The sequence below is a fragment of the Pseudomonas migulae NBRC 103157 genome (genome assembly GCF_002091715.1).
In the GTDB taxonomy this organism is placed as follows: Bacteria; Pseudomonadota; Gammaproteobacteria; order Pseudomonadales; family Pseudomonadaceae; genus Aquipseudomonas; species Aquipseudomonas migulae_A.
Map to the genome: position 1 here is coordinate 69,861 of NZ_BDAG01000024.1, position 26,011 is coordinate 95,871.

The 26,011-nt window shown below is 60.6% G+C and carries 27 protein-coding genes; 9 read left to right on the plus strand and 18 right to left on the minus strand.

Annotated elements, in window-relative coordinates; genetic code table 11:
* The first annotated feature begins 2 nt into the window (after positions 1-2).
* Positions 3-485, plus strand: coding sequence for a hypothetical protein (locus tag PMI01S_RS32050; RefSeq protein WP_235864433.1), 483 nt, complete (start codon positions 3-5; stop codon positions 483-485).
* 138 nt (positions 486-623) lie between these two features.
* Here the strand turns inward: PMI01S_RS32050 and PMI01S_RS18420 are convergent, their stop codons facing one another.
* Both PMI01S_RS18420 and PMI01S_RS18425 read right to left on the minus strand, forming a co-directional pair.
* Entirely contained in the window at positions 624-821 is a 198-nt protein-coding gene (locus PMI01S_RS18420; RefSeq protein WP_007900300.1) for a YbdD/YjiX family protein, read from the minus strand.
* A gap of 14 nt (positions 822-835) precedes the next feature.
* Positions 836-2,893, minus strand: a complete 2,058-nt coding sequence (locus tag PMI01S_RS18425) for a carbon starvation CstA family protein (protein ID WP_084321503.1) — start codon at positions 2,891-2,893, stop codon at positions 836-838.
* 369 nt (positions 2,894-3,262) lie between these two features.
* Between PMI01S_RS18425 and PMI01S_RS18430 the strand changes: the two genes are divergently transcribed.
* The 3 genes from PMI01S_RS18430 to PMI01S_RS18440 all read left to right on the plus strand — a co-directional run bounded on the left by PMI01S_RS18430 (position 3,263) and on the right by PMI01S_RS18440 (position 5,760).
* A complete protein-coding gene (locus PMI01S_RS18430) occupies positions 3,263-4,624 on the plus strand; it encodes a cache domain-containing protein (protein ID WP_084321505.1) in 1,362 nt (453 codons plus the stop codon).
* Positions 4,625-4,650: 26 nt separating this feature from the next.
* On the plus strand, positions 4,651-5,283 hold the full coding sequence (locus PMI01S_RS18435) for a response regulator (RefSeq protein ID WP_084321550.1): 633 nt from the start codon (positions 4,651-4,653) through the stop codon (positions 5,281-5,283).
* A gap of 168 nt (positions 5,284-5,451) precedes the next feature.
* A complete protein-coding gene (locus PMI01S_RS18440; protein ID WP_084321507.1) occupies positions 5,452-5,760 on the plus strand; it encodes a DUF7693 family protein in 309 nt (102 codons plus the stop codon).
* Here the strand turns inward: PMI01S_RS18440 and PMI01S_RS18445 are convergent.
* Together PMI01S_RS18445 and PMI01S_RS18450 are read right to left on the minus strand one after the other, a co-directional pair.
* Positions 5,744-7,018 carry a glucarate dehydratase family protein gene (locus PMI01S_RS18445; RefSeq protein WP_084321509.1) on the minus strand — a complete coding sequence of 425 codons (1,275 nt, stop codon included), beginning with the start codon at positions 7,016-7,018 and terminating at the stop codon, positions 5,744-5,746. The two genes, PMI01S_RS18440 and PMI01S_RS18445, sit on opposite strands and share 17 nt — an antisense overlap.
* Positions 7,015-8,412, minus strand: coding sequence for an MFS transporter (locus PMI01S_RS18450; protein ID WP_084321511.1), 1,398 nt, complete (start codon positions 8,410-8,412; stop codon positions 7,015-7,017). The genes PMI01S_RS18445 and PMI01S_RS18450 overlap by 4 nt, the downstream gene beginning before the upstream one ends.
* Before the next feature lie 106 nt (positions 8,413-8,518).
* Here PMI01S_RS18450 and PMI01S_RS18455 point away from each other — a divergent pair, with 106 nt between their 5' ends.
* The gene (locus PMI01S_RS18455) at positions 8,519-9,421 is read left to right on the plus strand and encodes a LysR family transcriptional regulator (protein ID WP_084321513.1); all 903 of its coding nucleotides are present in this window, start codon (positions 8,519-8,521) and stop codon (positions 9,419-9,421) included.
* A 486-nt stretch (positions 9,422-9,907) separates the two neighbouring features.
* A complete protein-coding gene (locus tag PMI01S_RS18460) occupies positions 9,908-10,768 on the plus strand; it encodes a CAP domain-containing protein (protein ID WP_084321515.1) in 861 nt (286 codons plus the stop codon).
* 30 nt (positions 10,769-10,798) lie between these two features.
* Here the strand turns inward: PMI01S_RS18460 and PMI01S_RS18465 are convergent, their stop codons facing one another.
* From PMI01S_RS18465 to PMI01S_RS31235, 10 genes are all read right to left on the minus strand, one after another.
* Positions 10,799-11,431, minus strand: coding sequence for a Vgb family protein (locus PMI01S_RS18465; RefSeq protein WP_084321517.1), 633 nt, complete (start codon positions 11,429-11,431; stop codon positions 10,799-10,801).
* 35 nt (positions 11,432-11,466) lie between these two features.
* Positions 11,467-12,687, minus strand: a complete 1,221-nt coding sequence (locus PMI01S_RS18470) for a helix-turn-helix domain-containing protein (RefSeq protein WP_084321519.1) — start codon at positions 12,685-12,687, stop codon at positions 11,467-11,469.
* A 588-nt stretch (positions 12,688-13,275) separates the two neighbouring features.
* Positions 13,276-13,758 carry a GNAT family N-acetyltransferase gene (locus tag PMI01S_RS18475; RefSeq protein WP_084321521.1) on the minus strand — a complete coding sequence of 161 codons (483 nt, stop codon included), beginning with the start codon at positions 13,756-13,758 and terminating at the stop codon, positions 13,276-13,278.
* Between the two features lie 147 nt (positions 13,759-13,905).
* A complete protein-coding gene (locus tag PMI01S_RS18480) occupies positions 13,906-14,106 on the minus strand; it encodes a YbdD/YjiX family protein (RefSeq protein ID WP_084321523.1) in 201 nt (66 codons plus the stop codon).
* Between the two features lie 102 nt (positions 14,107-14,208).
* Positions 14,209-15,453 carry a dihydrolipoyllysine-residue acetyltransferase gene (locus tag PMI01S_RS18485; protein WP_084321525.1) on the minus strand — a complete coding sequence of 415 codons (1,245 nt, stop codon included), beginning with the start codon at positions 15,451-15,453 and terminating at the stop codon, positions 14,209-14,211.
* A 40-nt stretch (positions 15,454-15,493) separates the two neighbouring features.
* On the minus strand, positions 15,494-18,193 hold the full coding sequence (gene mdeB, locus PMI01S_RS18490) for an alpha-ketoglutarate dehydrogenase (protein WP_084321527.1): 2,700 nt from the start codon (positions 18,191-18,193) through the stop codon (positions 15,494-15,496).
* Positions 18,190-18,480 (minus strand): hypothetical protein, encoded by a 291-nt coding sequence (locus tag PMI01S_RS18495; RefSeq protein WP_235864434.1) that lies wholly within the window; start codon positions 18,478-18,480, stop codon positions 18,190-18,192. The genes mdeB and PMI01S_RS18495 overlap by 4 nt, the downstream gene beginning before the upstream one ends.
* Before the next feature lie 35 nt (positions 18,481-18,515).
* Positions 18,516-18,980, minus strand: coding sequence for a transketolase (locus tag PMI01S_RS18500; protein ID WP_084321529.1), 465 nt, complete (start codon positions 18,978-18,980; stop codon positions 18,516-18,518).
* 197 nt (positions 18,981-19,177) lie between these two features.
* Positions 19,178-20,194, minus strand: coding sequence for a 1-aminocyclopropane-1-carboxylate deaminase (locus PMI01S_RS18510; protein WP_084321532.1), 1,017 nt, complete (start codon positions 20,192-20,194; stop codon positions 19,178-19,180).
* The gene (locus PMI01S_RS31235; protein ID WP_139273057.1) at positions 20,175-20,363 is read right to left on the minus strand and encodes a hypothetical protein; all 189 of its coding nucleotides are present in this window, start codon (positions 20,361-20,363) and stop codon (positions 20,175-20,177) included. The genes PMI01S_RS18510 and PMI01S_RS31235 overlap by 20 nt, the downstream gene beginning before the upstream one ends.
* Before the next feature lie 32 nt (positions 20,364-20,395).
* Between PMI01S_RS31235 and PMI01S_RS18515 the strand changes: the two genes are divergently transcribed.
* Positions 20,396-20,905 (plus strand): Lrp/AsnC family transcriptional regulator, encoded by a 510-nt coding sequence (locus PMI01S_RS18515; RefSeq protein WP_084321533.1) that lies wholly within the window; start codon positions 20,396-20,398, stop codon positions 20,903-20,905.
* A 3-nt stretch (positions 20,906-20,908) separates the two neighbouring features.
* On the opposite strand, the gene PMI01S_RS18520 is transcribed toward PMI01S_RS18515, so the two are convergent.
* Entirely contained in the window at positions 20,909-22,345 is a 1,437-nt protein-coding gene (locus tag PMI01S_RS18520; protein WP_084321534.1) for an HD domain-containing phosphohydrolase, read from the minus strand.
* A 109-nt stretch (positions 22,346-22,454) separates the two neighbouring features.
* On the opposite strand from PMI01S_RS18520, the gene PMI01S_RS18525 reads away from it, so the two are divergent.
* Positions 22,455-23,285, plus strand: a complete 831-nt coding sequence (locus tag PMI01S_RS18525; RefSeq protein WP_084321535.1) for an alpha/beta fold hydrolase — start codon at positions 22,455-22,457, stop codon at positions 23,283-23,285.
* Positions 23,286-24,204: 919 nt separating this feature from the next.
* Here the strand turns inward: PMI01S_RS18525 and PMI01S_RS31715 are convergent.
* The 3 genes from PMI01S_RS31715 to PMI01S_RS18535 form a co-directional block, all read right to left on the minus strand.
* Complete coding sequence (locus PMI01S_RS31715; protein ID WP_167362930.1) at positions 24,205-24,366, minus strand: hypothetical protein; 162 nt, start codon at positions 24,364-24,366, stop codon at positions 24,205-24,207.
* A 65-nt stretch (positions 24,367-24,431) separates the two neighbouring features.
* Positions 24,432-24,743 carry an AzlD domain-containing protein gene (locus PMI01S_RS18530; RefSeq protein ID WP_167362959.1) on the minus strand — a complete coding sequence of 104 codons (312 nt, stop codon included), beginning with the start codon at positions 24,741-24,743 and terminating at the stop codon, positions 24,432-24,434.
* Complete coding sequence (locus tag PMI01S_RS18535; protein ID WP_084321536.1) at positions 24,743-25,441, minus strand: AzlC family ABC transporter permease; 699 nt, start codon at positions 25,439-25,441, stop codon at positions 24,743-24,745. The genes PMI01S_RS18530 and PMI01S_RS18535 overlap by 1 nt, the downstream gene beginning before the upstream one ends.
* 174 nt (positions 25,442-25,615) lie before the next feature.
* Here PMI01S_RS18535 and PMI01S_RS18540 point away from each other — a divergent pair, with 174 nt between their 5' ends.
* Positions 25,616-25,990 (plus strand): DUF2784 domain-containing protein, encoded by a 375-nt coding sequence (locus tag PMI01S_RS18540; RefSeq protein ID WP_084321537.1) that lies wholly within the window; start codon positions 25,616-25,618, stop codon positions 25,988-25,990.
* Positions 25,991-26,011 lie beyond the last annotated feature (21 nt).

A 26,011-nucleotide genomic window follows, 5' to 3' on the forward strand; every position in this document is an offset into this window, starting at 1 on the left:
TCATGAACTTCACATGCCTCGAAGAGTTATCGGACCTTGACCGGACGGGTTTGATGGTGGCGATGATCGGCGCCGCGATCTTGCTGCTTGTGGGCCTTGGTTTGTCCTTTCGCCTGAAACTCTGGCAAGCGCTCACGGAAATCATCTATGACAAAGTCCACTTGAAGTTGCCGCCTCCCCTGCTTTGCCTGCTGACTTGCTTCGCTGTATTGGGCGGCATCTATTGGTGGCTGAATAACCACTATCCGGCCGACAGTATTATTTTCAAGGACAAGCCCTGGACGCTTGGGGAGATCAAACAGCGACTGGAGACAGTGTCAGGGGTCGATGTTCAATTGAAAGGGGACGTGGCGAGTTTTGCCATTGATAGAAGGATCAGCGGGGCTTGTGCGGCTGATGTGCTGAAAGCGATATGTGACCATTACCGGGATCAACTGATTTGTCGCAATGAGCCCGGGCGAACCATTATCGAACGTAAACCCTGAGAGTCGCTGCGTACAAAACAAATGTGGGAGCGGGCTTGCTCGCGAAGAGGTCGTGTCAGTCGACATTAATGTTGAATGACACACCGCTTTCGCGAGCAAGCCCGCTCCCACAGGGATTGCATCAAGCCGGCTGTTGTATTAACAGCACTTCGGCCCGGCCTTGCTGCCATAACGAGCTTCCTGGCGTTCCCGGAAGAACACCTCGTAACTCATCACCGGTTTGTCCGGGTGTTTGGTCTGCATGTGCTCGACGTAAGTGTCGTAGTCGGGCATGCCGACCATCAGGCGCGCGGCCTGACCGAGGTATTTACCGAGGCGACTCAGGTCATTGAACATGCTGCACTCCTCGATCAAGCATCCGGCAAGGCCTGGAATGGCGCTTCTTTATCCGTGCGTTCCTTGGTTCCCCAGGCGGCGATACCGACCTTGAGCGCGAAGAACAGGATGCTGAAGACCACCAGCAGGAACAGCGCCGTCAGCGTCGCGTTAGTGTAGGCGTTGTAGATTACGTGCTGCATCTGCTCGATGCTCTTGGCCGGTGCGAGTACCTGACCGTTGGCCAAGGCATCGCTGTACTTCTTGGCCAGCGCGAGGAAACCGATGGCCGGGTTGGCGTCGAACAGCTTGATGAAGCCGGCGGTGGTGGTGCAAATCAGCAACCAGACCGCAGGCAGCATGGTCACCCAGACGTAGCGTTGACGCTTCATTTTGATCAGCACAACCGTCGCCAACATCAGCGCGATACCGGCCAGCATCTGGTTGGAGATGCCGAACAGCGGCCACAAGGTGTTGATGCCACCCAGCGGATCGATCACGCCTTGGTAGAGCAAGTAACCCCACATCGCCACACAACCGGCGGTGGCGATCAGGTTGGCGGTCCAGGATTCGGTGCGTTTCAGCGCCGGCACGAAGGAGCCGAGCAAATCCTGGAGCATGAAGCGTCCGGCACGGGTGCCGGCGTCTACCGCGGTCAGGATGAACAGCGCCTCGAACAGGATCGCGAAGTGGTACCAGAACGCCATGGTGTTTTCACCCGGCAGGACGTGGTGCAGGATCTGCGCGATACCGACCGCCAGGGTCGGCGCACCGCCGGCACGGGCCAGGATGGTGGTTTCACCGATGTCCCTGGCCACCGCTTCCAGCGCTTCCGGAGTAATCAGGAAACCCCAACTGCTGACGGTTTGAGCAACCGAAACCGCGTCAGCGCCGACAATGGCGGCTGGACTGTTCATGGCGAAATACACACCTGGCTCAATCACCGACGCGGCAACCATCGCCATGATGGCGACAAAGGATTCCATCAGCATGCCGCCGTAACCGATGTAGCGGGCATGGCCTTCACTCGCCAGCAACTTCGGCGTGGTGCCGGAAGCAATCAGCGCATGGAAACCGGAAACCGCGCCACAGGCGATGGTAATGAACAGGAACGGGAACAGACCGCCCTTCCACACCGGGCCGGTGCCGTCGATGAATTGGGTCAATGCCGGCATTTTCAGATCAGGCATGGTGATCAGGATGCCGATCGCCAACGCAATGATGGTGCCGATTTTCAGGAACGTGGAGAGGTAGTCACGCGGTGCCAGGATCAGCCATACCGGCAGTACCGCAGCCACGAAACCGTAGCCGATCAACATCCAGGTGATCTGGATGCCCGTGAAGGTGAAGGCCTTGGCCCAGACCGGATCGGCGGCAATCTGCCCGCCCAGCCAGATCGAACCGAGCAGCAGCAATACACCGATCACGGAGATTTCGCCGATGCGGCCCGGACGGATGTAGCGCATGTAGATGCCCATGAACATCGCGATCGGGATGGTCGCCATCACCGTGAAAATGCCCCATGGGCTTTCGGCCAGGGCTTTGACCACGATCAGCGCCAGCACCGCGAGGATGATGATCATGATCAGGAAGCAGCCAAACAGCGCGATGGTACCGGGGATGCGGCCCATTTCTTCACGGACCATGTCACCGAGTGAACGGCCGTTGCGGCGGGTGGACATGAACAGGACCATGAAGTCCTGAACCGCACCGGCCAGCACCACGCCGGCAATCAGCCACAGCGTGCCGGGCAAGTAGCCCATCTGCGCCGCCAGGACCGGACCGACCAGCGGGCCCGCGCCAGCGATGGCCGCGAAGTGGTGACCGAACAGCACGTGTTTGTTGGTGGGGACGTAGTCCAGACCATCGTTATTGAGTACAGCGGGCGTGGCTCGATTGGGGTCGAGTTGCATCACCTTGTTGGCGATGAACAGGCTGTAGTAGCGATAAGCGACGAGGTAGATAGCGACGGCTGCGACTACTATCCAGAGGGCGTTGATCGCTTCGCCGCGGCGCAGGGCCACGACACTCAGCGCAAACGCTCCCAGAACAGCCACGGCAAACCAGGCAAGGTGTTTAGCCAGACGGGGCATAGCGTGTCTCCTGCCGACAGCCAGTGACTGCGGCGGTAATTTTTATAATTGTGTCCGCTGTGCGGAGCTGGCCCAATATCCGCGCATGCCGTCCACAAATAAATCCGCGTTACTACGTACGCGACCTCTACGTAGTTCTACGTAGAGGCGCGTAATCTGTAGGAGCCGGCTTGCTGGCGATCCAGGCGATCCAGGCGATCCAGGCGATGCGGTGTATCAGTTACGCCGCCATCGCCAGCAAGCCGGCTCCTACAATTCGGTGTCGCCCGGATAACCACAGGTCATTCCGTCCAGCAGCGCTACTGGACGCGCGTATCTTTGGCATATGATGCCGGCCTTCGCCTTCCCCCGGTCCGGACAGGAGCCCAGATGCAGCTCAAACACAAAATCGTCGCGCTCGGGATTCTGCCGCTGGTGCTGGCGATCGCTGTCATCTGTGCACTGGTGATTTCCCTGAACCGCCAGCTGGGTGATCAACAGGCGCAGCTGATCGAAGACAGCATCCTGGCCAGCAAGCGCGCCGAACTGAAAAACTACGTGGAAATGGCCCAGAGCCTGATCGCGCCGCTATACGACAATGGCCAAGGTGACGCGCGCGCCCAGCAGCAAGTGCTGGAAGAACTGCGCAAACTCAGCTTTGGCATCAATGGCTACTTCTTCGTGTACGACCGCGAGGGCCGCAGCCTGATGCACGCGCGGCAATCGGAGCTGGTGGGCCAGTATTTGTGGGACATGAAAGACCCGCACGGCCTGCCGGTGATCCAGGCCTTGCTCCAGAGTGCGCAATCGGGCGAAGGTTTTCAGCGCTACGCCTGGAACAAACCCTCCTCCGGCCAGGTGACCGACAAACTCGCCTACGTGGTGATGCTGGATCGCTGGGGCTGGATGCTCGGCACCGGCATTTACCTTGAAGACGTTGAACGCGCCACTCAGCAGGCCCGTGACGAAGTGGCGATGGGCATCCGCAAAACCATGCTGGCGATTGCCGCCGTCGCCCTTGTGGCCGTGCTGTTCGTGTTTGCCAGCGGCATGACGCTGAATGTCAGCGAACACCGTCTGGCCGACAAGAAACTCCAACGCCTGACCCAACGCATCGTCAGTCTGCAGGAGGAAGAGCGCTCGCGGGTTTCCCGAGAGCTGCACGACGGGATCAGTCAGGTACTGGTCTCGATCAAGTTCCAGTTCGAACTGGCCAGCCATGTCCTGGAGAACGGACAGGACAAAGGCTTGAGCATTTTGAGAGAGGCCACCGAGCGGCTGGGGGAAGCGATTGGCGAAGTTCGCAGCCTCTCCCACGACCTGCGCTCATCCTTGCTCGACACCCTGGGGCTGTCGGCGGCGATCGGCCAACTTGCCGAGGAATTCGAGCAGCGCAGCGGCCTCACGGTGACTTACAACGACAACGAATTCGACTGCCATCTGGTCGAAGGCGCGGCGGTCTCGCTGTTCCGCATCGTGCAGGAAGGCCTGACCAATATTGAACGCCATGCCCAGGCGAAAAACGTTTCCATTACCCTGCACGGGTCTGAAGAATCCATACGGCTGACGGTGGTCGATGACGGTGTCGGCTTCAACGTCGCCCAGGTCGAACGTCGTCACGCCGGCATTGGCCTGCGCAATATCCGTGAGCGTGTCGAGCATTTCGGGGGTCGATTCGACCTGATTTCGATGCCGGGAAGAAGTGAGCTGGACGTGCTGCTGCCGATGAAAATGCCCGGCGCAAAACGCTGACCTGACAATAAGAGTGAATGCCCGTGATAAACCTGCCCTCCCCGATCCGCGTCGCCCTGGTCGACGATCACTCTTTGGTCCGAGACGGGATCAAGGCGCTGCTGTCCGTCATGGCCCCGCTGGAAGTGGTCGGCGAAGCGGAAAATGGTGCGGACGCCATCGAGATGGTCGGTCGCTGCAAGCCAGACCTGTTACTGGTAGATATCAGCCTCAAGGACATGAACGGCCTGGAGCTGACCCGGTTGCTGCGCAGCCAGTACCCGTCGCTCAAAGTGCTGGTGCTCAGCATGTACGACAATTACGAATACGTGAGTGAGTCCGTGCGCTCGGGTGCCAGCGGGTATGTGCTGAAGAACGCGCCGTCACGGGAAATCATTGCAGCCATCGAAGCCATTGCCAGCGGCGGAACGTTCTACAGCGCCGAAATTGCCCAGCGGCTGATCGCCGATAAAAGTACCGACAACGAGCTGACACCCCGTGAAAGCCAGGTGTTGTACAAAATGGCCCAAGGGATGAACAACAAGGAAATGGCCCGCGACCTGGACATCAGCGTGCGCACCGTAGAAACCCATCGACTGAGCATCCGCCGCAAACTCAACATCGACAAACCGGCAGCGCTGGTCAAATACGCGATCGATCACGGGATCATTTCCCCATAAACCGTCTGAACGCCTGCTCCCTTGTAGGAGCCGGCTTGCTGGCGATAGCGGTGGGTCAGCCAACCTGTTTTTTGACTGATCCGACGCTATCGCCAGCAAGCCGGCTCCTACAAGGTTTATGTCGTCCCGGACTCCTCATACATCCCGACCTGCCCACCGGAGAACCCCGTGCCACCGCTGATCGCCCGCGAGATTTACCAGGTATTGCGCGATGCCTCGCTGGAGGTTCGTCCGCTGCGACTAGTGGGCGAACAATCCGAGTCCGGCGTGGTGCACGTCGACATCGAGGGCTGGCGCCTGACCCTTGATCTCGATGGCACCCACCTTCGCCACTGCCAGCATTGCCAGTGCCCGGATGGCCGCGAGGGGACCTTCGACAGCTGGCAACGTTATGGCACCGACCCGGTGAGTTTGCTCAGCACCTGGGAACTGGCGCAAATAGAACGTTTGCTGACCGAACTCAAAACCGCGGCTTGACTGCCTTCCAGTCCGGTTTGTAGCGCTGCATCTGTTTCACGTCATCGCGCTGGCGTATGCCGCAGGACAGGTATTGATCGTGCAGCTTGCCCAACTGATCCTGATCCAGTTCGAGTCCCAGCCCGGGTGCGCGGGTGATTTTCACGCAGCCATCGACGATCGGCAGCTTGCCGCCCTTGATCACTTCTTCATCCGGTTCCTGCCACGGGTAATGGGTGTCGCAGGCGTAATCCAGATTGGGCACCGCCGCCGCCACATGCGCCATCGCCATCAGGCTGATGCCCAGGTGCGAGTTGGAATGCATCGACACGCCAAGACCAAAGGTGTCGCACATTTTCGCCAGCGCCTGAGTGTCGCGCAGGCCTCCCCAGTAATGGTGGTCGGCGAGGACGATCTGCACGCTGTTCAACGCCACGCTGCGACGAAACTCATCGAAATCGGTGACCACCATGTTGGTCGCCAGCGGCAGCCCGGTGCGTTTGTGCAGCTCGGCCATGCCGTCGAGGCCCGGCGTCGGGTCTTCGTAATACTGCAAGTCATCGCCAAGCAATTCAGCCATGCGGATCGAGGTTTCCAGTGACCAGTTGCCATTCGGGTCGATGCGCAGCGGGTAACCGGGGAAGGCTTTTTTCAGGGCCTTGATGCACGACACTTCGTGCTCAGGCGGCAACGTGCCAGCCTTGAGCTTGATGCTTCTGAAGCCATAAGCCTCGATCATCCGCCGCGCCTGGGCGACGATCTGTTCTTCGTTCAACGCCTCACCCCAGTTGTCTGGCTTGTAGGGTGAATCGACATGTTGCGCGTACTTGAAAAACAGGTAGGCGCTGAACGGAATCTCATCGCGGATCGCCCCGCCCAGCAAGTCCACCAACGGCACGTTCAACGAATGCGCCTGCAAATCCAGGAACGCCACTTCGAACGCCGAATACGCGTTGCTCACCGCTTTGCTGGCGTGTGAGCCCGGCGCCAGTTCGGCACCGGCAATGCTCGCGGGCTTGTTCGCCGCCACCGTGGCCTGGACGATGCGGCGCAGCTGATTGAGGTTGAACGGGTCGAGGCCGATCAGTTGCGATTGCAGTTGTTGCTGGATCAACAGCGCTGGCGCGTCGCCGTAACTTTCACCCAGACCGATGTAGCCATTGTCGCTCTCGATTTCGATGATCGAGCGCAGCGCGAAAGGCTCGTGAATCCCGCTGGCATTGAGCAGCGGCGGATCACGGAAAGCGATGGGGGTGACGGTGACTCGTTTGATTTTCAAGAGGTTGCTCCCTTTGGATCAGGTTTCAAAGCGGGGTGACTTAAAGAGGTGGACGCTGATGCGGTGTTGACCGGCTTACCCTTCAGTACGCTGTGGGCATCGCCCCGCGGGGCGGTGCGGGCAAAGAAGATCACCACCGCAGCCACCAGCGAAGTGGCCGCCAGACCGTAGAGGCCGCCTTCGATGGAACCGGTTTTTTGCTCGAGGAAACCGAACGCCGTCGGCGCCACGAAACCGCCAAGGTTGCCGATGGAGTTGATCAAGGCGATCACTGCCGCGGCGATGCGTGCGTCCAGATAGCCTTGGGGAATCGGCCAGAACAACGCCGAGGCGGCCTTGAAACCGATCGCCGCAAAACAGATGGCGACGAAGGCGAAAACCGGCCCGCCGGTGGTGGACATGAACATGCCGAACGCGGCAATCACCAGCGTCAAGGCAACCCAGGCCTGCTGGTGCTTCCATTTGCTGGCCATGGCGGCGAAGCCATACATCGCGATAATGGAAATGATCCACGGAATCGAGTTGAACAGGCCCACCTGGAAGTCGCCGAGGTTGCCCATTTTCTTGATCATGCTCGGCAGCCAGAACGTGGCGCCGTAGATGGTCAGGGCGATGGAAAAGTAGATGAAGCAGAACAGTGCGATCTGTTTGTCGGCGAGCAATTTGAACATCGACGGCTTGACCGTCTGCGTGGCTTCGCGGGCCTGCTGTTCGAAGGCGATGGCGCCCACCAGCGCGTCCTTTTCTTCCGTGCTCAGCCAGTTCGCCTGGCGTGGATGGGACTGCAGCCAGAACCAAACGAAACCACACAGCACGATCGAGGCAAAGCCTTCGATCAGGAACATCCACTGCCAGCCGTGCAGGCTGAAACCGCTGACGTTCAGCAATGCACCGGAAACCGGCCCGGAAATCACCGAGGCAATGGCCGAGCCGCTGAGGAAGATCGCCATGGCCTTGCCGCGTTCGGTCGACGGCAGCCATTGGGTGAAGTAGTAAATGATGCCGGGGAAGAAACCCGCCTCGGCCGCGCCGAGTATGAAACGCAGCACATAGAAGCTGGTTTCACCGCGCACGAACGCCATGGCCATGGCCGCCGCGCCCCAGGTGAACATGATGCGCGTCAGCCAGGCGCGGGCACCGTAGCGCTGCAGCAGCAGGTTGGAGGGGACTTCGAAGATTGCGTAACCGATGAAGAACAGCCCGGCGCCGAGGCCGTAAGCGGCGGCGCCGATGCCCAGGTCAGTTTCCAAGTGGCTGCGCACGAAGCCGATATTGACGCGATCGATGTAGTTGACGATGAACATCACCACGAACAGCGGCAGCACATGGCGCTTGACCTTGGCCGCTGCGCGGGCGAGCACAGTCGGGTCCGGCGGACTCTGGAGGGTATTCAAGGGGCGACTCCCGTTCATTGTTTTTTTAGGGACGGGCCGATCATGGACGCGGACATTGATCCCGTCTAATCTAACTTGGCATTCGATTGATACCTGGATTAGATCAATGTTCGAACTGACTCAACTGCGCTGCTTCACCACGGTGGCAACCGAACTCAACTTCCGTCGCGCCGCCGAACGGTTGAACATGACGCAACCGCCGCTCAGCCGGCAGATTCAACTGTTGGAACACCATTTGGGCGTGGAGCTGTTCACCCGCACCACCCGCAGCGTCGCCCTGACCGCTGCCGGCCGCGCTTTCTTTATCGAAGCGCAGAACCTGCTGGAGCGCGCCCAGCAAGCCGCCGCCACCGCCCGACGCTTTGCCGAAGGCGATATCGGCTCGGTGAACATCAGTTTCGTCGGCAGCGCGGTGTACGAGTTCCTGCCCAAGGTGATTGCCGAAGCCCGGCTCAAACAGCCACACGTGAAAATCGACCTGTCGGAAATGAACACCTACCAGCAACACGAAGCCCTGCGTGCCCGCCGTATCGATCTGGGCATCGTCCGTGCGCCGTTGCTGGAGCCGGGTTACGCCACCGAATGCCTGGTGCGCGAGCCGTTTGTCCTCGCCGTGCCCAGCAATCACCGGCTGGCCAACGCTGAAAACGTGTCGGTCAATGACCTCGATGCACAACCGTTTCTAATGTACTCCCACGCCGCTTACCCGCCGTTCAACGAACTGCTGACCGGTATGTTGCGCTCGGCCCGCGTCGCCCCGGAATACGTGCAATGGCTCGGCTCGTCGCTGACGATTCTGGCGTTGGTCAACGCCGGCATGGGGTTGGCGCTGGTGCCGCGTTGCGCGACCAGTGTGGTGTTCAAGAATGTGGTGTTTCGCGACATCGATCTGGGCGAAGGTGTGCAGAGCGAGTTACATCTGATCTGGCGGGAGAACAACGACAACCCGGCGTTTGCGATGTTGCTGGAGGGCATTCGCACAGCGGTGCGGGAGGGTTGGGGGGGGTGAATCTTGCTTTAAAGGTGGCGGTGTACGTGAAGCCGCCTTCGCGGGCAAGCCTCGCTCCTACGGAACATGGACATGCCTGTTTTTTCGGACAACATCGGAGTGTAGGAGCCGGCTTGCTGGCGAAGGCGGTCTCGAAGACACCATCGCCAGCAAGCCTTGCTCCTACGGAACATGAACATGCCTGTTTTTTCGGACAACATCGGAGTGTAGGAGCCGGCTTGCTGGCGAAGGCGGTCTCGAAGACGCCATCGCCAGCAAGCCGGCTCCTACAGGTTTAGCGGTGTTTTTTCGCCAGCGGTGATTCATGTGGGCCGTCGCACCGCCCTCTCCTTCCCGCAGCCACCGCCGCCGCAGTACGTCTGTCGGACGCATGCTGTCGCCGGTAAATATGCCCTCCTGCGCCGTGAACCTTGTTTCAGCTCCTCAGTCTTACAGCGGCGCCAATTCCTCCCCTAACCGTTGTCATCTCTTCAGAGCTGTCTCTCCATGCGCCAAACCGCCCACGCCTTGCGCTTGACTTCGCTGTGCCTGTTTACCCTGCTTGCTGTTATCACCCGCCCCGCCCACGCCGGCGCGGAACGGCAACTGGTGGAAGCCATCAACGATTACCGTGCCCACCCCGAGCATTGCGAGCGGCGTCCCGCCCAACGGTTGTCGCCGCTCACGCTGAAATCCAACCTGGCCCTGCCGATCGGCTACGGCGGCGGTTTGCGCGACCGATTGAAAGCGTCCGGTTACCAAGCCGTCAGCGTGCGTACCCTGCGCGTGGTCGGCGCACAAGATGCCGATGAGGCGTTCGATCTGCTGCAAAGCGACTACTGCACGGCATTGCTGGATAGCCAATACGCCGATATCGGCGTCAGCCGCAGCCGTAGCGAATGGCAAGTGGTGCTGGCGCGACCGGTGCTGGACAGCCAAATGGACGACACGCGAGCCGTCAGCCGAGCCTTGCTCGCCCAGGTCAACGCTGCACGGGCGAAACCGCGCCTTTGCGGGCGTCAGCGCTTCGCCGCTGCCCGACCACTGGCCTGGAATGCCAGCCTCGGGGCAGCCGCGCAGGGCCACAGCAAGGCCATGGCTTACGGAAATTACTTCGCCCATCGCGATCCCGACGGTGATACGCCCGCCGACCGTGCGAGAGCTGCCGGATTCCGTGGTCGCCAGATCGGCGAAAACATCGCCGCGGGCCAAGGCTCACCGAGCAAGGCAATGGCAGGCTGGCTCGCCAGCCCCGGACATTGCGCCAACCTGATGAGCCCGCTGTTCACTCAAGTAGGGTTCGCCTACGCGACGGACTCGCGCAGTGACGAAGGGGTTTACTGGACGATGTTGTTTGGAGCGCCTTGAGGCCGGTCGCGCAGCGAATATCATGCGGTGTCACGCAGGCCGTCGCACCGCCCTCACCTTTCCACTGCCACCACCGCCGCAGAAGAACTGATCGCCGCCGTCGGATTCCAGCCCCGACACGCCGACACCGGCCGGCATCCTGACGCTGTGCAGCACTTCCCCAGTTTTGGCGTCCACGCGACGCAGTTCGCTTTCATCCCCTTCCCAGGTCCCATGCCACAACTGCCCGTCCACCCAGGTCACGCCGGTGACGAAGCGGTTCGACTCAATCGTACGCAGAATCGCACCGGACTCTGGGTCGATCTGGTGGATTTTCCGGTCGCGATAGCGGCCGACCCACAACGTGCCTTCGGCCCAGGTCAGCCCGGAATCATTGCCGCCGCCCGGGGCCGGAATGGTGTTGAGTACCTTGCCGGTCTGCGGATCGATTTTCTGAATGCGATCGGCGGCGATCTGGAACAGATGCCGGCCGTCGAAGGCCGTGCCCGCGTCGGCGGTGACATCGATTGAACGCAAGGTCTTGCCGCTTTGCGGGTCAAGGGCGATGAGCTTTTCACCACTGGCAAACCAGACGCGCTCGCCGTCCCAGGTCACGCCATGCACGCTGTCGACACCGCTGAACGGGCCGTATTCACGAAGGATTTCTGCGGTTGAATGTTTCATGTCAGTTTCCTTTTCCGGGGTTCGTGGCGTTGATCCTAATCACTTGGCAGAGGCGCCGGGAGTAACAAGGTCGTCGCGAAACCCGGCACCGGCGGCGTCATCCAGCGCCGCGCCCGTCCATGCCCGAATGACTGCACCTTGCCGGCCGCCGCCAGTGTGTCGAGCGAGCGTTGCACCGTGCGCTGACTGGTGCCAAGGGCCAAGGCCAGCGCTGAACTCGACCAGGATTCGCCATCGGCGAGGAAGGCAAACAGCGCCGCAAACTTCTCTTCAACCGGTTGAGCCAGCACCACGACATCGGATGAAACCAGCGCCACCAACGCAAACCCGTGTTGGGTGGCGATGATACCGGCCAAGGGTTTCAGCGCCGCGCGCAGGCGCCCGACTTCGACGCGCAGCCGTGCCCGGTGGGACTCGTCCGAGAGCTTCAGGCGGAACGCCCGACGGATCAGTACTTCCCTCGGCACGTCGCCCGGCCAGGCTTCGGCCAACGCGCGCGCGAGGGTAAACAACACGGGACGTTTGGCGAGCGACACCGACATGCCGGCGCCGCGCACGACATACCGGCACGCGTCGATTACCAGCGAGGTCGAACCGAGCAAGGCTTCGACTTCTTCCAGGAGTAAAGGTCGCTCTTCGCCGTGGACGATCAGCCGTGCTGCCGGGGTGTCGAGAACGAGAAATGCGTTTTCGACTTCCGCCGTCAGCGCCGGAATACCGGCTTCACGCGCAGCATGCTCGGCCCTCGTCAGGGCATGCCGAGCCATTTTCGATTGCAGCCGCCGGATGGCAATCCCGGCCACCACCAATTCATGGGCGGCGCGCAAAGCAGGCGGCAACGGCGCAGGATCCAGCGTGGCCAGCAGAACATCCGCCTCGTCGAGCCGGCCGATCAGCAACAATCGCCGAATCTGCAGACAGCGCGCATGAGCCGCGTTGACCCGGTCACTGTGCGCCTCAAGCGTGACCCGCGCCGCCTCAAGGGCTTTCACCGGCCAGCCCAGGTCTCGCGAAGCCAGGGCAATCTCGGCCTCGGCCACGACGCACCGCGCCCGCGCCAACGCCTCCTTTGGCCCGAATGCTCGCGCCGCACTTTTTACCAGCGCCTTCGCCCGAACCAGATCGCCGAGCTGCGCCATCGCAATGCCGCGCAAGGCGAGCGCTGGCGCGTCATCGCGCAACGCGATCCGGTCCAGCGCACCCAGCGGATCACCCGCCGCCAGTGCCCGTGCAGCCGCGGTGATCAACGAGTCCATTTGAATAGCGCCACGCTGGTTGCTCCCACCGTTCAATGTGGGAGTCAGTCTAGTTCACGACCGGAGTCGGTCGAAAAGTTGCGGTGCTTGGGCAGACGCTATCGCCAGCAAGCCGGCTACTACAGGTTTTGTGTGATGCGGGAGTCTGATGCACGACACCGATTTCGTAGGCGCCGGCTTACTGGCGATGAGGCCTCCCTATACACCGAAACTGCCAGCCCTCAGTTCGGGTCGAGCAAGCCACCGCTCCAGTTGCGCGGGTGACCCAGGCGATACCGTTTTCAACCCGGCTGAGCAGTGACGATTGGGAAGTCATGAAAGGTCCTCGTCGTTCTTGTTGTTGGACAGGAGGTACGAACTGTTGCCGATACTAAACAAGTGTTCGGTAACACGGCAAGGAAGCCGTTATAAGTTGTTAACTACTTGATTTCAATAGAGATTTACAATAAACAAGGAGAGTATCCGGGAAAAACTGTTACATCTTCGAACAACAACTTTCGGAGAGCGGCTGAAGGGGAATCTCCATCCGCTCGATGTTGCGCACCGCCGCGGGGCAAGCTTTGTCCAAGGGATTGAAATGTCCGAGAGTCAGGCCTGCGTCATTAATCGCATGCTCAAAAGCGCGACCCGACGACCGTCCGGCGATAACCGTTCTTCAATCTCAAACGGCACAAACCCGAGTTGCGGATACAGCAACAGCCCCGCCGTGTTTTCGTTGAAGCACGAAATCTGCACTTCACTTGCCCGGTGACGGTCAATCGCCAGCCCTACCATCGTCTCCACCAGAAATTTCGCCACACCTTTTCCCCGGGTCTTGGGGGACACGATCACGTTGCCGATCGTGCACACACCTTCGCGCTCGAACTTGTAAAAGTTTGCAAAACCAATCACGGAGCCGTTCTCTTCAACCACCGTTGAGTCAGAACGCTGGGCAATCGATGCAAGCAGCTGGGTGTCCGTCAGCGGGTACTGCGCCTTCGGAAACATGAAAAAGAGTTCCTCAGGGGTTTGCGGGAAGTTGCAGATCGCCTGAACATCTTCAGCGCGTACGGGACGGTGGGTGAGTGTCATGATTCGGCTCCATCCAAATGTCGGTGTGACAGATTACTGATTGCAGGCCCCTGATAAAAGCGGCCGGCCTGCTGATCCTGAAAACGCAAAAAGCCCCGCCCTCTCGAAGAGGACGGGGCTTTTCGTTGCCCGTCGATCAACCGGCGTTCAGCAGCACCGCGTCGTGCAGCTGCGTTTGCCGTAGCGCGCTTCCTGACGTTCGCGAAAGAACGCCGAATAGCTCATGACCGGCTCGCCGGGATGATTCAGCGCCATCTGCGCGACGTAGTTGTCGTAATCCGGAACGCCCACCATCAGGCGCGTGCTTTGGCTGATGAGCCTGGCGGCATGCTGCAGTTTACGGAACATGGCAAAAGCCTCTTTATGGTTTTGGACAGTCCCATGAAACCGCGCTCATGTATCTGGAATGTGTCCGCGTGACGGGAATTTGTATGATCAAGTAGCCGCCCGTCACAGCACCAGCCGCCGGTAATCCGCCAGGACACTGCCCAGATAGGCGTTGAAACGCCCGGCAGTGGCGCCATCGATCACACGATGATCCCAACTCAGGCTCAACGGCAGAATGTTGCGCGTGACCACCTGCCCGCCTTCCAGCGCGAGCCGCTCCCGGCTTTTGCCCACCCCCAGAATGGCGACCTCGGGGGCATTGATGATCGGCGTGAAATACGTCCCGCCAATGCCGCCCAACGACGAAATCGAAAAACAGCCGCCACTCATCTCGGCAACGCTCAACTTGCCCTCGCGTGCCTTTTCAGCGAGCGCCGACATTTCCCGGGCAATCGCCAGCACACCTTTCTGATCGACGTCCTTGATGACGGGTACGACCAGCCCTTGCGGCGTATCGGCGGCAAAACCGATGTGGCAGTAACGCTTCAATACCAGCTCGTCGCCGTTGAGACTGGCGTTGAACTCCGGGAATTTTTTCAAGGCGGCCGCACAGGCTTTCATCAACAAGGCCAGCAACGTCAGCTTGACCCCGCTCTGCGCTTTTTCCTTGTTCACCTGCACGCGGAACTGTTCGAGCTGCGTGATATCCGCATCGTCATGATTGGTCACGTGAGGAATCATGACCCAGTTGCGATGCAGGTTGGCCCCGCTGATTTTCCGGATACGCGACAGTGCCCGGGTTTCCACCGGCCCGTATTTGGCAAAATCAACCACCGGCCAGGGCAGCAAGCCGTCCAACGGTTGGGCACCCGCTTCGGATACTTTCAGTGCGCCTTTCACATGGGCCAACACGTCTTCTTTGGTGATGCGACAGCGCAGCCCCGTCCCCTGAATGGCCTTGAGCGACACACCGAGTTCTCGAGAAAACTTGCGAACCGAGGGTGATGCGAGCGGCATATCGGTGGGTGGCTCACGCACTTCGATGAGCGCCGGTGCCGACGCCAGCTGCCGAGGTTCCGCGAGCGTTGCAACGGGCTCGATCATGGGTGCAGGCGCAGGCGAGTGCCCTTCACTCTCGATCAAGGCGATCGGCGATCCTTCGCTGACCTTGTCGTCCAGCCCGACCGTCAACGATTGCAATACACCCGTCGTGGGCGACGGAATTTCCATGGCCGCCTTGTCGGTTTCGACAATGATCAAGGTCTGCCCTTCGAGCACCGCATCGCCCGCCTTGACCCGTATTTCGATGACACCGACATCCCTGGCATCGCCGATGTCGGGCATTCGCACTTCATGCACATTCTTCATAAGCGTTTCCTGAACATTCGACTCGACCTGAAGCACGGCTTCAAGCTTCCCAAGGCGCGACGGCGTCAACCTCAATGGCGTACCGCGCAATCGCTTCGGCACACACACTGGCGTCGAGGCGCCCTTCCTGAACCAGTGACGTCAGGGCACTCAGGACGATCTGATGGCGATCCACTTCAAAGAACGCGCGCAGCCTGCCGCGGGTATCGCTGCGGCCGAAACCGTCGGTGCCGAGCACGCTGTAGCGAGCCCCCAGATAACTGGCGATCAACTGGGGCAATGCGCGGACGTAATCGGTACAGGCAATGATCGGCGCCGTGTCGTTGAGTGACTCCTGTACGTGGCTGCGTCGCGCCGGGTGTCCGGGATGCAGGCGATTCCAGCGCTCCACCTCGCGGGCATCGCGGGCCAGTTCGGTGAAGCTGGTCACGCTCCACACCTCGCTGTCGATGTTCCAGTCGCTGGCCAGCAACTCGGCCGCCGCGATCACTTCAAGCAGGATCGCGCCGGAACCCAACAACTGGACGCTGCCGCGTGCATCCTCGACTTCATGCCGGGCGAACAGATACATGCCCTTGATAATCGCCTGCTCGACACCGTCGGGAAGGTTGGGCTGCGGGTAATTTTCGTTCATCAGCGTGACGTAATAGAACTCGTCGACCTGACGCTCCAGCATCTGGCGCATGCCGTGATCGAGGATCACCGCGAACTCTCCGGCGAACGCCGGATCGTAGGCACGGCAGTTGGGCACCATCGACGCCATCATGTGACTGTTGCCGTCCTGGTGCTGCAGACCTTCGCCACCCAGCGTGGTGCGACCCGCCGTGGCGCCGAGCAGGAACCCGCGCGCCCGCTGGTCAGCCGCCGCCCAGATCAGGTCGCCGATGCGCTGGAAGCCGAACATCGAGTAGTAGATGTAGAACGGCAGCATGGGCAGGCCATGCACCGAATAGCTGGTCGCCGCCGCTACCCAGGAACTGATCGCCCCGGCCTCGCTGATGCCTTCTTCGAGAATCTGGCCATCCAGGGCTTCCCGATAACTCAGGATCGAACCGATGTCCTCCGGTTCATAACGCTGGCCCACGCTGGAATAGATACCGATCTGCTTGAACAGGCTGGCCATGCCGAACGTGCGCGCCTCATCCGCCACGATCGGCACGATGCGCGGCCCCAGTTGCTTGTCTCGCAGCAAACCGCTGAGCATCCGCACGAACGCCATGGTGGTGGACATTTCCTTGCCTTCAGCGGCAATGGCAAACCCGGCGTAGCTATTGATGTCGGGCACCGCCAACGCCGCCGACGTGGTGGGCCGCGACGGCATATAGCCGCCCAAGGCCCGGCGACGCTCATGCAGGTAGCGCATTTCGGCACTGTCGTCGGCGGGTTTGAAGAAGCTCAGCGAGGTGGCCTGCTCATCGGTCAACGGCAAATTGAAACGGTTGCGGAAGGCGATCAAGGCGTCCTTGTCGAGTTTCTTCTGCTGGTGCACGGTCATCTTGCCTTGCCCGGCGTCGCCCATGCCGAAGCCTTTCTTGGTCTGCGCCAGAATCACCGTGGGCTTTCTGCTCTCGCGCATTGCACTGTGGTAGGCGGCAAAAATCTTCACCACGTCGTGGCCACCGCGTTTGAGGCGGTCAATCTGTTCGTCGGTCAGGCCCTGGGCGAGATGAGTCAAGGCTTCGTTCTGGCCAAAGAACTGATCGCGGTTGAAGCGCCCGTCTTTTGCGGCAAAGGTCTGGAACTGGCCGTCGACCGTAGCGGACAAGGCCTTGACCAGCGCGCCGTCATGATCCCGGGCAAACAGGCCGTCCCAGTCGGAACCCCAGACCAGTTTGATGACGTTCCAGCCGGCACCACCAAACAATGCTTCCAGTTCGTCGATGATGCGACCGTTGCCCCGCACCGGACCGTCCAGCCGCTGAAGGTTGCAGTTGACCACCCACACCAGGTTATCCAGCCCTTCACGCGCTGCCAGTGTGAGGGCGGACATGCTTTCCGGCTCATCCATTTCACCGTCGCCAAACACGCCCCAGACGGTGCGCCCGGCGGTGTCTTGCAAGCCGCGGTGCTCCAGGTATCGCATGAAGCGCGCCTGATAGATCGAACTGATCGGACCGATGCCCATCGAGCCGGTCGGGAACTGCCAGAAGTCCGGCATCAACCATGGGTGCGGATAACTCGACAGCCCCCGGGCCCCCTGGGCGCGCGCGCCTATTTCTTGCCGATAATGCTGCAGGTCCTTTTCCTCGAGGCGACCTTCCAGAAAAGCTCGTGCATAGACGCCCGGCGCCGAGTGCGGCTGGTAGAACACCAGGTCTCCCCCGCAGGTGTCGGTGCGCGCCTTGAAGAAGTGATTGAAGCCCACCTCGAACAGATCGGCAGCGCTGGCATAACTGGCGATGTGGCCACCGAGTTCCCCATAAGCCTGGTTGGCCCGGGCCACCATGACCAGCGCATTCCAGCGCATGATCGAGGCCAGGCGTTCTTCCATCGCCAGATCACCCGGAAACACCGGCTGCTGCTCGACGCTGATGGTGTTGATGTAGGGCGTGCCGTGGCGCGGCCGCCAGTTCATCTCGCAGGTGCTGGCCAGTGTCACCAGCATGTCCATGATCTGCGCGGCTTGCCCGGCGCCGCCATGGGCGATGACCGATAGCAAGGCATCCCGCCACTCAGCGATTTCCTGTGCATCTTCAGCGGTCTGGCCCGGCAATTGGGCATGAATATCGGACGGGTTCATGGGCAACTCCTGCAGGTGTCGGGAAACACTTCAAGGTGGCGCGAATGACTTGCTCGGGCGAGGCTTTTAACCTGATCGACCGCCTCGAGGATGGAACGCTCGGCCGAGGCGACATTCGCGGTCTCGACATGGATCAGCGCAACATTTTCAAAACAGCTGAAACCCTGATGGATCAACTCAATATGATCGCTATCCAGTCCGGACGCGATGACAACGATGCGCGTACCACTTGAAGGCTCGCGCATCCATTTCAGGGCTTTGTTACGACAGTCGGCAGTTTGGCTCATAGGCTTTGCCTTTCTTGTTTGGGGTGGTTGATTCGCTAAATGACGCAGCGCTCCTGCAACACGCTTTTCGCCAGACTGCGGGTTGCCGATAAAACGTCTTCCACCTGTCGATCCATCGCCGCGCTGGAGGACGCTATCTCTCCCAGTTCGACGACGCGCAACGGGTGACCACAGACAGATCCCAGCCAGGTCAGGCCAGGGGCCGCGCCGACTTCGACATCCAGTAAAAAGCTGCCTTTGGAAACGTAGCGCAGCAATTGGCTGGCATCACAGACGTCGACTCGTGTCGATTGCTCGGGGTTGAACCCGACCCGCAGCCAGTCGAGCATCAACGCTCTGGATTGCAGGACGGCCAGATATGCCACCTGGTCCCAGTCGTCGATTGCCACGTGTAGCTTGTCGATCATGTATTTGGGCAAGGCTGCGCTGGTGACGATGACCACCCCGGCATCCGCGGAGGGTTCCTTGATCCAGACTGCGGATTGCGATGTCGCGTGCATGGCGTTACTCCCGGCGGTTGAACGGTCCGATTCGGCCTCGGTAGGAACGAACCTGTGTGGCGAGGGGGCTTGCCCCCGTTCGGCTGCGAAGCAGTCGTAAAACATTGCATGCGGTGTAACTGATAGGCCGCGGCTGCAGGATTGGGGCCGCTTCGCGACCCAACGGGGGCGAGCCCCCTCGCCACTGAGGATCACCGTCAGCCGTTACGGAACAGGAAGCTGTAGGCATTCAGCGCCGGCGCCCCGCCCAAGTGTGCGTAAAGCACTTTCGAACCTTCGGGGAATTCGCCACGGCGAACCATCTCGATCATCCCGTGCATGGATTTCCCCTCATACACCGGATCAGTCAGCACGCCTTCAAGGCTCCCGCACAGGCGAATGGCTTCCAGCGTGCCTTCGTTCGGCAAACCGTATTCCGGATAGGCGAAGCGCGTGTCGAGCACCACATCCTCGTCGGTGATTTCGCGACCCAGTTCCACCAATTCAGCAGTGTGACGGGCAATACGCAGAATCTGTGCCCTGGTCTTTTCCGGTTTGGCCGAGGCATCGATGCCGATGACGTTCTTCGAACGGCCGTCAGCGGCGAACCCGACGACCATGCCCGCCTGGGTACTGCCGGTCACGGAGCACACGACGATGTAGTCAAACTTGAAGCCCAGTTCTTTTTCCTGCTGCCGGACCTCTTCGGCAAAACCGACGAAGCCGAGACCGCCATAAGGATGCTCGGAACAACCTGCCGGAATCGGGAACGGCTTGCCGCCCCGCTCCACCACGTCGCTCATGGCCTTCTCCCAGCTGGGACGAATGCCGATGTCGAACCCGGCGGCGTCCAGTCGTACGTCCGCACCCATGATGCGCGACATCTCGATATTGCCGACCCGGTCATACACGGCGTCGGAGTAGTTCACCCAGTTTTCCTGGACCAGCACACACTTCATGCCCAGGTGGGCGGCGACGGCAGCAACCTGACGGGTCTGGTTCGACTGGATCCCGCCGATCGACACCAGGGTGTCGCAACCCTGTTCGAGTGCCTCGGGAATCAAGTATTCGAGCTTGCGCGTCTTGTTGCCGCCGAAGGCCAGGCCGCTGTTGCAGTCTTCACGTTTGGCATACAGCTCGACCTTGCCGCCCAGGTGTTCGCTGAGGCGTTTCAAGGGAGTAATGGGAGAAGGACCGAAGGTCAGCGGATAACGTTTAAAACGATTCAGGTTCATGACTCTGCTCCTTGTTTATTGGATATCCAAGCGCCAGACCGAAAGGCAAAAAAGGCTGCGTTCCAGGTGCTTTCAGAGGGGCTTCGATGAGTTCAATATTAAGAACAAAGGCAAAAATATGTGTTGCAAGTTTCAATTCATTAAAGAAACATAAATCATCGACTACCACTTAAAACATCTTTTTATTGTGTAGAAATCACTATGAGCGCAACAAATAATCACAAGAAACCCGGCACTTCAGGTGCGGAGCCACACCCGCTGGACCGGACCGACCGCGCCATTCTCAAGACCCTGCAGCGAGACGCCTCCATCTCCAATGTGGCGCTCGCCGAGAAGGTGAAACTGAGCGCACCGGCCTGCCTGCGGCGCGTCGAACGCCTCAAGCAGGCGGGCCTGATCAAGGGCATTGTCGCGTTGCTGGACAATGAAGCGCTGGAGGCGGGGATGGTGGTGTTGATCGGCGTGGTGCTGGACCGCTCGACACCGGAATCCTTCGCCGCCTTCGAGGCCGCGGCGCAAAAGGTGTCAGGCTGCATGGAATGCCATGTGGTGACGGGGGAATTCGACTACTTCATGTTGATACGAACCAAGGACAGCAACAGCTTCAACCGCCTGCACGCGGAGCAGTTGCTTTACCTGCCGGGGGTTCGGCAGATCCGTTCGTTCATGGGGTTGCGCCAGGTGTTGTCGACCACACACATCCCCATTTGAGAGTCATATCAATCCGAGCGTCAGCGCCTTCAGTGTCGCTGCCGCACGGGTCGTGCACTGCAATTTGCGGAACACGCTCTCGACATGGGTGCGCACCGTGCTCGGGCTGATGCCGAGCTGGCGTGCCACCTCCTTGTTGCTGCCGCCCATGCTGATGCGCTGCAGGATTTGCGTCTCGCGGTCGCTCAGCGGGCTGGTGTTTCCCCTGGGCGCGACGGCGCTCTCGCCGCGAGCCGCCGCGATGACCGCCTGACAGGCCTGAGGGTCGAAACGCCCCAGCGCGGCTTCGTCGAGCAAGAGGCGCTCGGCGTCACTGTCGCTGAGGGCTGCACGCCACGGCCGGTTGCAACGCAATGCCTGCCAGACCAGCGTGGCTGCCAGCAAACGCTGCTCGGCGGGCAAGGCATCACCCTCAAGGCCACGGAAGTAGCCACTGCCATCCAGTCGTTCATAGGCATTCGCCGCCAGCCGCCCCGGCGCCGACAGTTCAGGAATCTGGCCGCAGGTGCGCGACGTCCAGTAAGGCACCAGCCGTACCTGTTCGAGATCACCGTCGAGCAATACGCCCGTCGTGTTCCAGATTCGGTTGGGCACCGCCGCCCGGCCGATGCCATGAATCAGCGCCGCTTTCGCGGCCTGGTCGGCCGACTGCTCCGGCAAGCCCCACAACCTCGCGGCTTCCCGGACAAGTTCAGCCGACCGGCGTGAGTAGCCCGCCAGCCAAGGCAGCTTGAGGTCGATCACATCCCCGACCAGCGTAAGCGCAACCTGTCTCTCGTTTCGATGCGGTTGCGAAGGAACGTCTTGCGGCACGCGCAACGATTCCAGCCAGTCTTTGGCATTGTGCGCAAGTTCTGCGGCCAGCGATGCCGGATAGCGACGGTCGCCCTTGGTCGCAATCCATTCCAGTGCTGCCTCCAATCCGTGAACCCTGGAGAGGATTTCCAGATCACCGGCCAGCAATACCTGATAGACCACCTCCGGCACCTCGGGATGGCGCAAGCCAAAGGGTTTGCCTTCACCGTCGAACTGTTCGAATACGTGTCGCAGCCCGTGTTCGACCGGCGCGCTCAGGCCAAGCGTGTGCGCGATATCGCCCGACACCTCGCAATGCACCACGGCCAGCGGCGTCGATTTGCGCATCGCGCGCAGGCCTGCCGCGCCCAGTGTCTGGCTGAGCATGGCGTTGCGGCCCTCGACGTCATCGCCCAGCAAACGAGTGAAACCCTCGGCATTGGCCGTACACCCCGACCAGCGCAGCAAGGCCACTTGCCGTGCGACCTCGGTGTGTTCACCGGCACCGTGGCAGGACTGCGCGAGCAACTGCACCAGGCGAGCCGTACGGCGTGACTGGTCGAAGGGTTGGCCCATGCTCAGGTCCCCGACCATGGACAACGCCAGGATCGCACTCTCCAGCTCGATACCGTCACTCTCGCGCATGACTCTCCCCTTTCATCACTTATTTTTGGTCTGCCTCGGATAAACGACCGATACCGGACCGCCCCCGTATTCCTGAAACTGCGTCACACCAACCACAGGAGTTCCAACCATGTTCAAACCCAAGGCTATCGCCCTCGCACTCGCCATGACCACTTCACTGTTCGCCGTCGGCAGCCAGGCCGCCGCCCCTCAACCGTCGGTGGTGATCGTACACGGTGCTTTCGCTGACGGCTCCGACTGGGGCAAGGTTGTCCCGCTGCTGCAGGCCGAAGGTATCAAGGTTACCGTGGTGCAAAACCCGCTGACTTCCCTGGCCGATGACGTAGCGGCTACGCAGCGCGTGTTGAACAATCAGGACGACGGCGTCGTGCTGGTCGGACACTCCTGGGGCGGTACAGTAATCAGTCAGGCCGGCACTGACCAGAAAGTCCGCGCCCTGGTGTACGTCGCCGCGTTTGCCCCGGATGCGGGCCAGGCCACCAAGGATCTGGGTAAAGACTACCCGGCACCGTCCGGCGTGAAAGACATCGCCGCGGATAAAAACGGTTTTCTCTACATGACCCCACAAGGCATGGCCACCGGTTTCGCACAGGATCTTCCCGCCGTACAGACCGCCGTCATGTCCGCCACACAGGGACCGATTCGCGCCTCGGCATTCGACGACAAAACCAGCGCCGCTGCCTGGAAGGGCAAACCGACCTGGTACGTCGTTGCTCGTGAAGACCGCATGATCCAACCCGATCTGCAGCGTGCGTTTGCCAAGAAGTTGAAAGCGCAGGTCACCGAAGTCGAGGCCAGCCATGTGCCGCAGCAGTCGCGTCCGGCGGACGTGGCCAAGGTCATTATCCAGGCGGTTCACAAGACTCAGGAGCAGACTGCGCAAGTGGCGGATGCAACCCAACAGCCCCGCGGACCGCAAAACAGCAAGAACGGGGTTTGAGCAGGCCACTTTGATGCTGCAATAAAAAAGCCCCGCTTATTGTGGGGCTTTTTGTATGGGTAGATCGGGTTGGGGTTGGGGTTGGGGGCATAACCGTTTTTGTGGTAACGGCTGCTATTGGTTCCGCTCTTACAGCGGGTCACTTGGAAAAGCCCCAAGTAACCAAAGGCTTTTGCCCCTTTCGTTCGGTGGCTCGCTAAGGCTCGCCATGCCCTCGTTCCGGTCCTGCTCCGTGGGCCCGCCGCCATCGGCCATCCATGGCCGGGGGCGGCTAACCCGGCATCCTTGCCGGGTTGCCCACTGCGCAGAACCTCCACTCGGCCTCTCGAGGGGGCGATCTCCGCCACAGCAGCGCGAGGCGGCCTGCGGGCCGACCTGGGCGTCAAGCGGGCGCGCTTCGCTCATTTGTCGTTTACATCCCTCTTGAGCAACTCCTATTAAATGTGGGAGCGGCGGTGCGACGATTCGACTTGCTCGCGAAGGCGTCCGGTCAGTCGACATCAATGCTGAATGCCAGTTCGCATTCGCGAGCAAGTCGAATCGTCGCACCGCCGCTCCCACAGGGGATTTTTGGTGGGCATGACATGGGGGTTCACCGCCGATGACCTTGACGAACATCAGGTCGGCTATAAGGCCGCCTCGCTTCGGCTTTTGATCTTGATCTGCCCCGTCGGAAGGCCGAGCGCAGGTTCTGCGCAGTGGGCAACCCGGCATGGATGCCGGGTTAGCCGCCCCCGGCCGTGGATGGCCGATGGCGGCGGGCCCACGGAGCAGGACCGGAGTGAGGGAATGGCGAGCCTTCGCGAGCCACCGTACGTCAGGGGCGCAGGCGCTTGGTTACTTGGCGCTCTTCCAAGTAACCCGCTGTAAGAGCGGAACCAATAGCCGCCGTTACCGCAGCAACGGATATGTACCCCGTTCAGGGCTTCAGCGGAAACTCCATATCACGATCTGACAGCTCTTTCCCATCATCGGGGTGCTTCCAGGTCGGCGTCGAACGCTTCTGCCGCTCGATCTCTTCTTCCGTCGGTTCATCCATGTCTTCTTCATCCGGATCCGGACGCTTTTGTTCAGTTGCCATGCTTACCTCTCTTCCTAAGGGATCAGTCATCAACTTTAAGCGTAGAACAGTTTCGCCCCCCCGGCTCAAAGCCACCAGCGCAGCAAAAAGAAAAACCCCATGCTCAACAGCATGCTGAGCAAGGTATTGCGGGTGTACAGCACCAGCCCCACCGCCACCAGCGAACTGATCAGATACGGGTTGTCCCACTGCAAGTTCAGCTGCTTGTCCGGCATAAACACTATCGGGCCGCAAATCGCGGTCAGCATGCCCGGCACCGCAAAACCGAGAAACTGCCGGGCATTGCTGCTCAGGCGCAGCGGCAGGCGCGGTTCGAGAAACACGTAGCGGTTGAGGAACACCAGAATCCCCATACCGACAATCACTGCCCAGACCATCATGTGCGCCCACCATAAAATTTATTGCAGACAAAGCCCGCCGTCATGCCCGCCAATCCCGAGAGCACCAGCGCCGAGCCCCATTGCCAATAGCTGAACAACACCGAGCAGAACAACGACACCGCCACGCAGACCACCGTCGGTACGTTACGCACCACCGGGGTGATCAGGGCAATGAAGGTCGCGGCGATGGAGAAATCCAGGCCCAGATGCTCCAGCCCCGGAATGCTGCTGCCGAGCACAATGCCGGCAAGGGTGAAGAGGTTCCAGGCGATGTAAAACGTCAGGCCGACGCCCAGGGCATACCAGCGATTGAACTGCTGTTTGTCATGCTGACTGGTCAGGGCAAACAACTCGTCGGTGAGCAAAAACCCCAACCCTGCACGCCAGCGCCCCGGCAGCGGCGAAATCACCGAGCGCATGCTCATGCCATAGAGCAAATGCTGGGAGGTCAGCAGCAACGTGGTCAGCAGAATCGAAAAAATCCCGGCACCGCCCTTGAGCATGCCGATGGCCACCAGTTGCGCCGCGCCGGCAAACACGATGCTCGACAACCCCTGGCCTTGCAGCGGTGTGAGGTTGGCTTCGATGGCCATGGAACCGGCGAGCAATCCCCACGGCGCGGTCGCCAGGGACAACGGCATGATCGCCGCGGCGCCGCGAAGAAACGCGCTGCGCGGCAGGAGTGAATTGGACATAACGCTCGACAACCAGAGAAAGACGTCAGACTGTGCCAGCAGTTGCCGCCGATGGCTTGAACAATCTTGCGCACTGCAGCGAATGGCAGGATGCGCGCCGGGTTCGCTGATTTTCGTGATTAACGCCCCGCCCGAGTACCATGGAGCCATCGCATAACGTGTCAGGGAGTCGACATGCTTTACCGAATCGCCGCCGACGGGCTGGTGCTGTTTCACCTGTTGTTCATTCTGTTCGTGCTGTTCGGCGGGCTGCTGGTGCTCAAATGGCATCACTTGGTCTGGTTGCACCTGCCGGCCGCCGCGTGGGGCGTGTGTGTGGAGTTTTTCCATTTGTTCTGCCCGCTGACGGACTGGGAAAACCGCATGCGCCACGCCGCCGGGCAAACCGGCTATGGCGGTGGTTTCATTGAGCACTACGTGTGGCCGGTCATTTACCCGGCGGACCTGACACCGGCGATTCAACTGGGACTCGGCAGCGTGGTGCTGGCGCTCAACGTGCTGGTCTATCTTCGGTTGTTCAGGTTGCGCAAGTTACGCCGGGCCGCCTGAACAATCTCCTCTGAGGATCTG

Excerpts from the sequence above, each read along its gene's own strand:
- PMI01S_RS32050 (WP_235864433.1), top strand. The coding sequence starts at position 3 with ATGAACTTCACATGCCTCGAAGAGTTATCGGACCTTGACCGGACGGGT.
- PMI01S_RS18420 (WP_007900300.1), bottom strand. The coding sequence starts at position 821 with ATGTTCAATGACCTGAGTCGCCTCGGTAAATACCTCGGTCAGGCCGCG.
- PMI01S_RS18425 (WP_084321503.1), bottom strand. The coding sequence starts at position 2,893 with ATGCCCCGTCTGGCTAAACACCTTGCCTGGTTTGCCGTGGCTGTTCTG.
- PMI01S_RS18430 (WP_084321505.1), top strand. The coding sequence starts at position 3,263 with ATGCAGCTCAAACACAAAATCGTCGCGCTCGGGATTCTGCCGCTGGTG.
- PMI01S_RS18455 (WP_084321513.1), top strand. The coding sequence starts at position 8,519 with ATGTTCGAACTGACTCAACTGCGCTGCTTCACCACGGTGGCAACCGAA.
- PMI01S_RS18460 (WP_084321515.1), top strand. The coding sequence starts at position 9,908 with ATGCGCCAAACCGCCCACGCCTTGCGCTTGACTTCGCTGTGCCTGTTT.
- PMI01S_RS18465 (WP_084321517.1), bottom strand. The coding sequence starts at position 11,431 with ATGAAACATTCAACCGCAGAAATCCTTCGTGAATACGGCCCGTTCAGC.
- PMI01S_RS18470 (WP_084321519.1), bottom strand. The coding sequence starts at position 12,687 with ATGGACTCGTTGATCACCGCGGCTGCACGGGCACTGGCGGCGGGTGAT.
- PMI01S_RS18475 (WP_084321521.1), bottom strand. The coding sequence starts at position 13,758 with ATGACACTCACCCACCGTCCCGTACGCGCTGAAGATGTTCAGGCGATC.
- PMI01S_RS18480 (WP_084321523.1), bottom strand. The coding sequence starts at position 14,106 with ATGTTCCGTAAACTGCAGCATGCCGCCAGGCTCATCAGCCAAAGCACG.
- PMI01S_RS18485 (WP_084321525.1), bottom strand. The coding sequence starts at position 15,453 with ATGAAGAATGTGCATGAAGTGCGAATGCCCGACATCGGCGATGCCAGG.
- mdeB (WP_084321527.1), bottom strand. The coding sequence starts at position 18,193 with ATGAACCCGTCCGATATTCATGCCCAATTGCCGGGCCAGACCGCTGAA.
- PMI01S_RS18495 (WP_235864434.1), bottom strand. The coding sequence starts at position 18,480 with ATGAGCCAAACTGCCGACTGTCGTAACAAAGCCCTGAAATGGATGCGC.
- PMI01S_RS18500 (WP_084321529.1), bottom strand. The coding sequence starts at position 18,980 with ATGCACGCGACATCGCAATCCGCAGTCTGGATCAAGGAACCCTCCGCG.
- PMI01S_RS18510 (WP_084321532.1), bottom strand. The coding sequence starts at position 20,194 with ATGAACCTGAATCGTTTTAAACGTTATCCGCTGACCTTCGGTCCTTCT.
- PMI01S_RS18515 (WP_084321533.1), top strand. The coding sequence starts at position 20,396 with ATGAGCGCAACAAATAATCACAAGAAACCCGGCACTTCAGGTGCGGAG.
- PMI01S_RS18520 (WP_084321534.1), bottom strand. The coding sequence starts at position 22,345 with ATGCGCGAGAGTGACGGTATCGAGCTGGAGAGTGCGATCCTGGCGTTG.
- PMI01S_RS18525 (WP_084321535.1), top strand. The coding sequence starts at position 22,455 with ATGTTCAAACCCAAGGCTATCGCCCTCGCACTCGCCATGACCACTTCA.
- PMI01S_RS31715 (WP_167362930.1), bottom strand. The coding sequence starts at position 24,366 with ATGGCAACTGAACAAAAGCGTCCGGATCCGGATGAAGAAGACATGGAT.
- PMI01S_RS18530 (WP_167362959.1), bottom strand. The coding sequence starts at position 24,743 with ATGGTCTGGGCAGTGATTGTCGGTATGGGGATTCTGGTGTTCCTCAAC.
- PMI01S_RS18535 (WP_084321536.1), bottom strand. The coding sequence starts at position 25,441 with ATGTCCAATTCACTCCTGCCGCGCAGCGCGTTTCTTCGCGGCGCCGCG.
- PMI01S_RS18540 (WP_084321537.1), top strand. The coding sequence starts at position 25,616 with ATGCTTTACCGAATCGCCGCCGACGGGCTGGTGCTGTTTCACCTGTTG.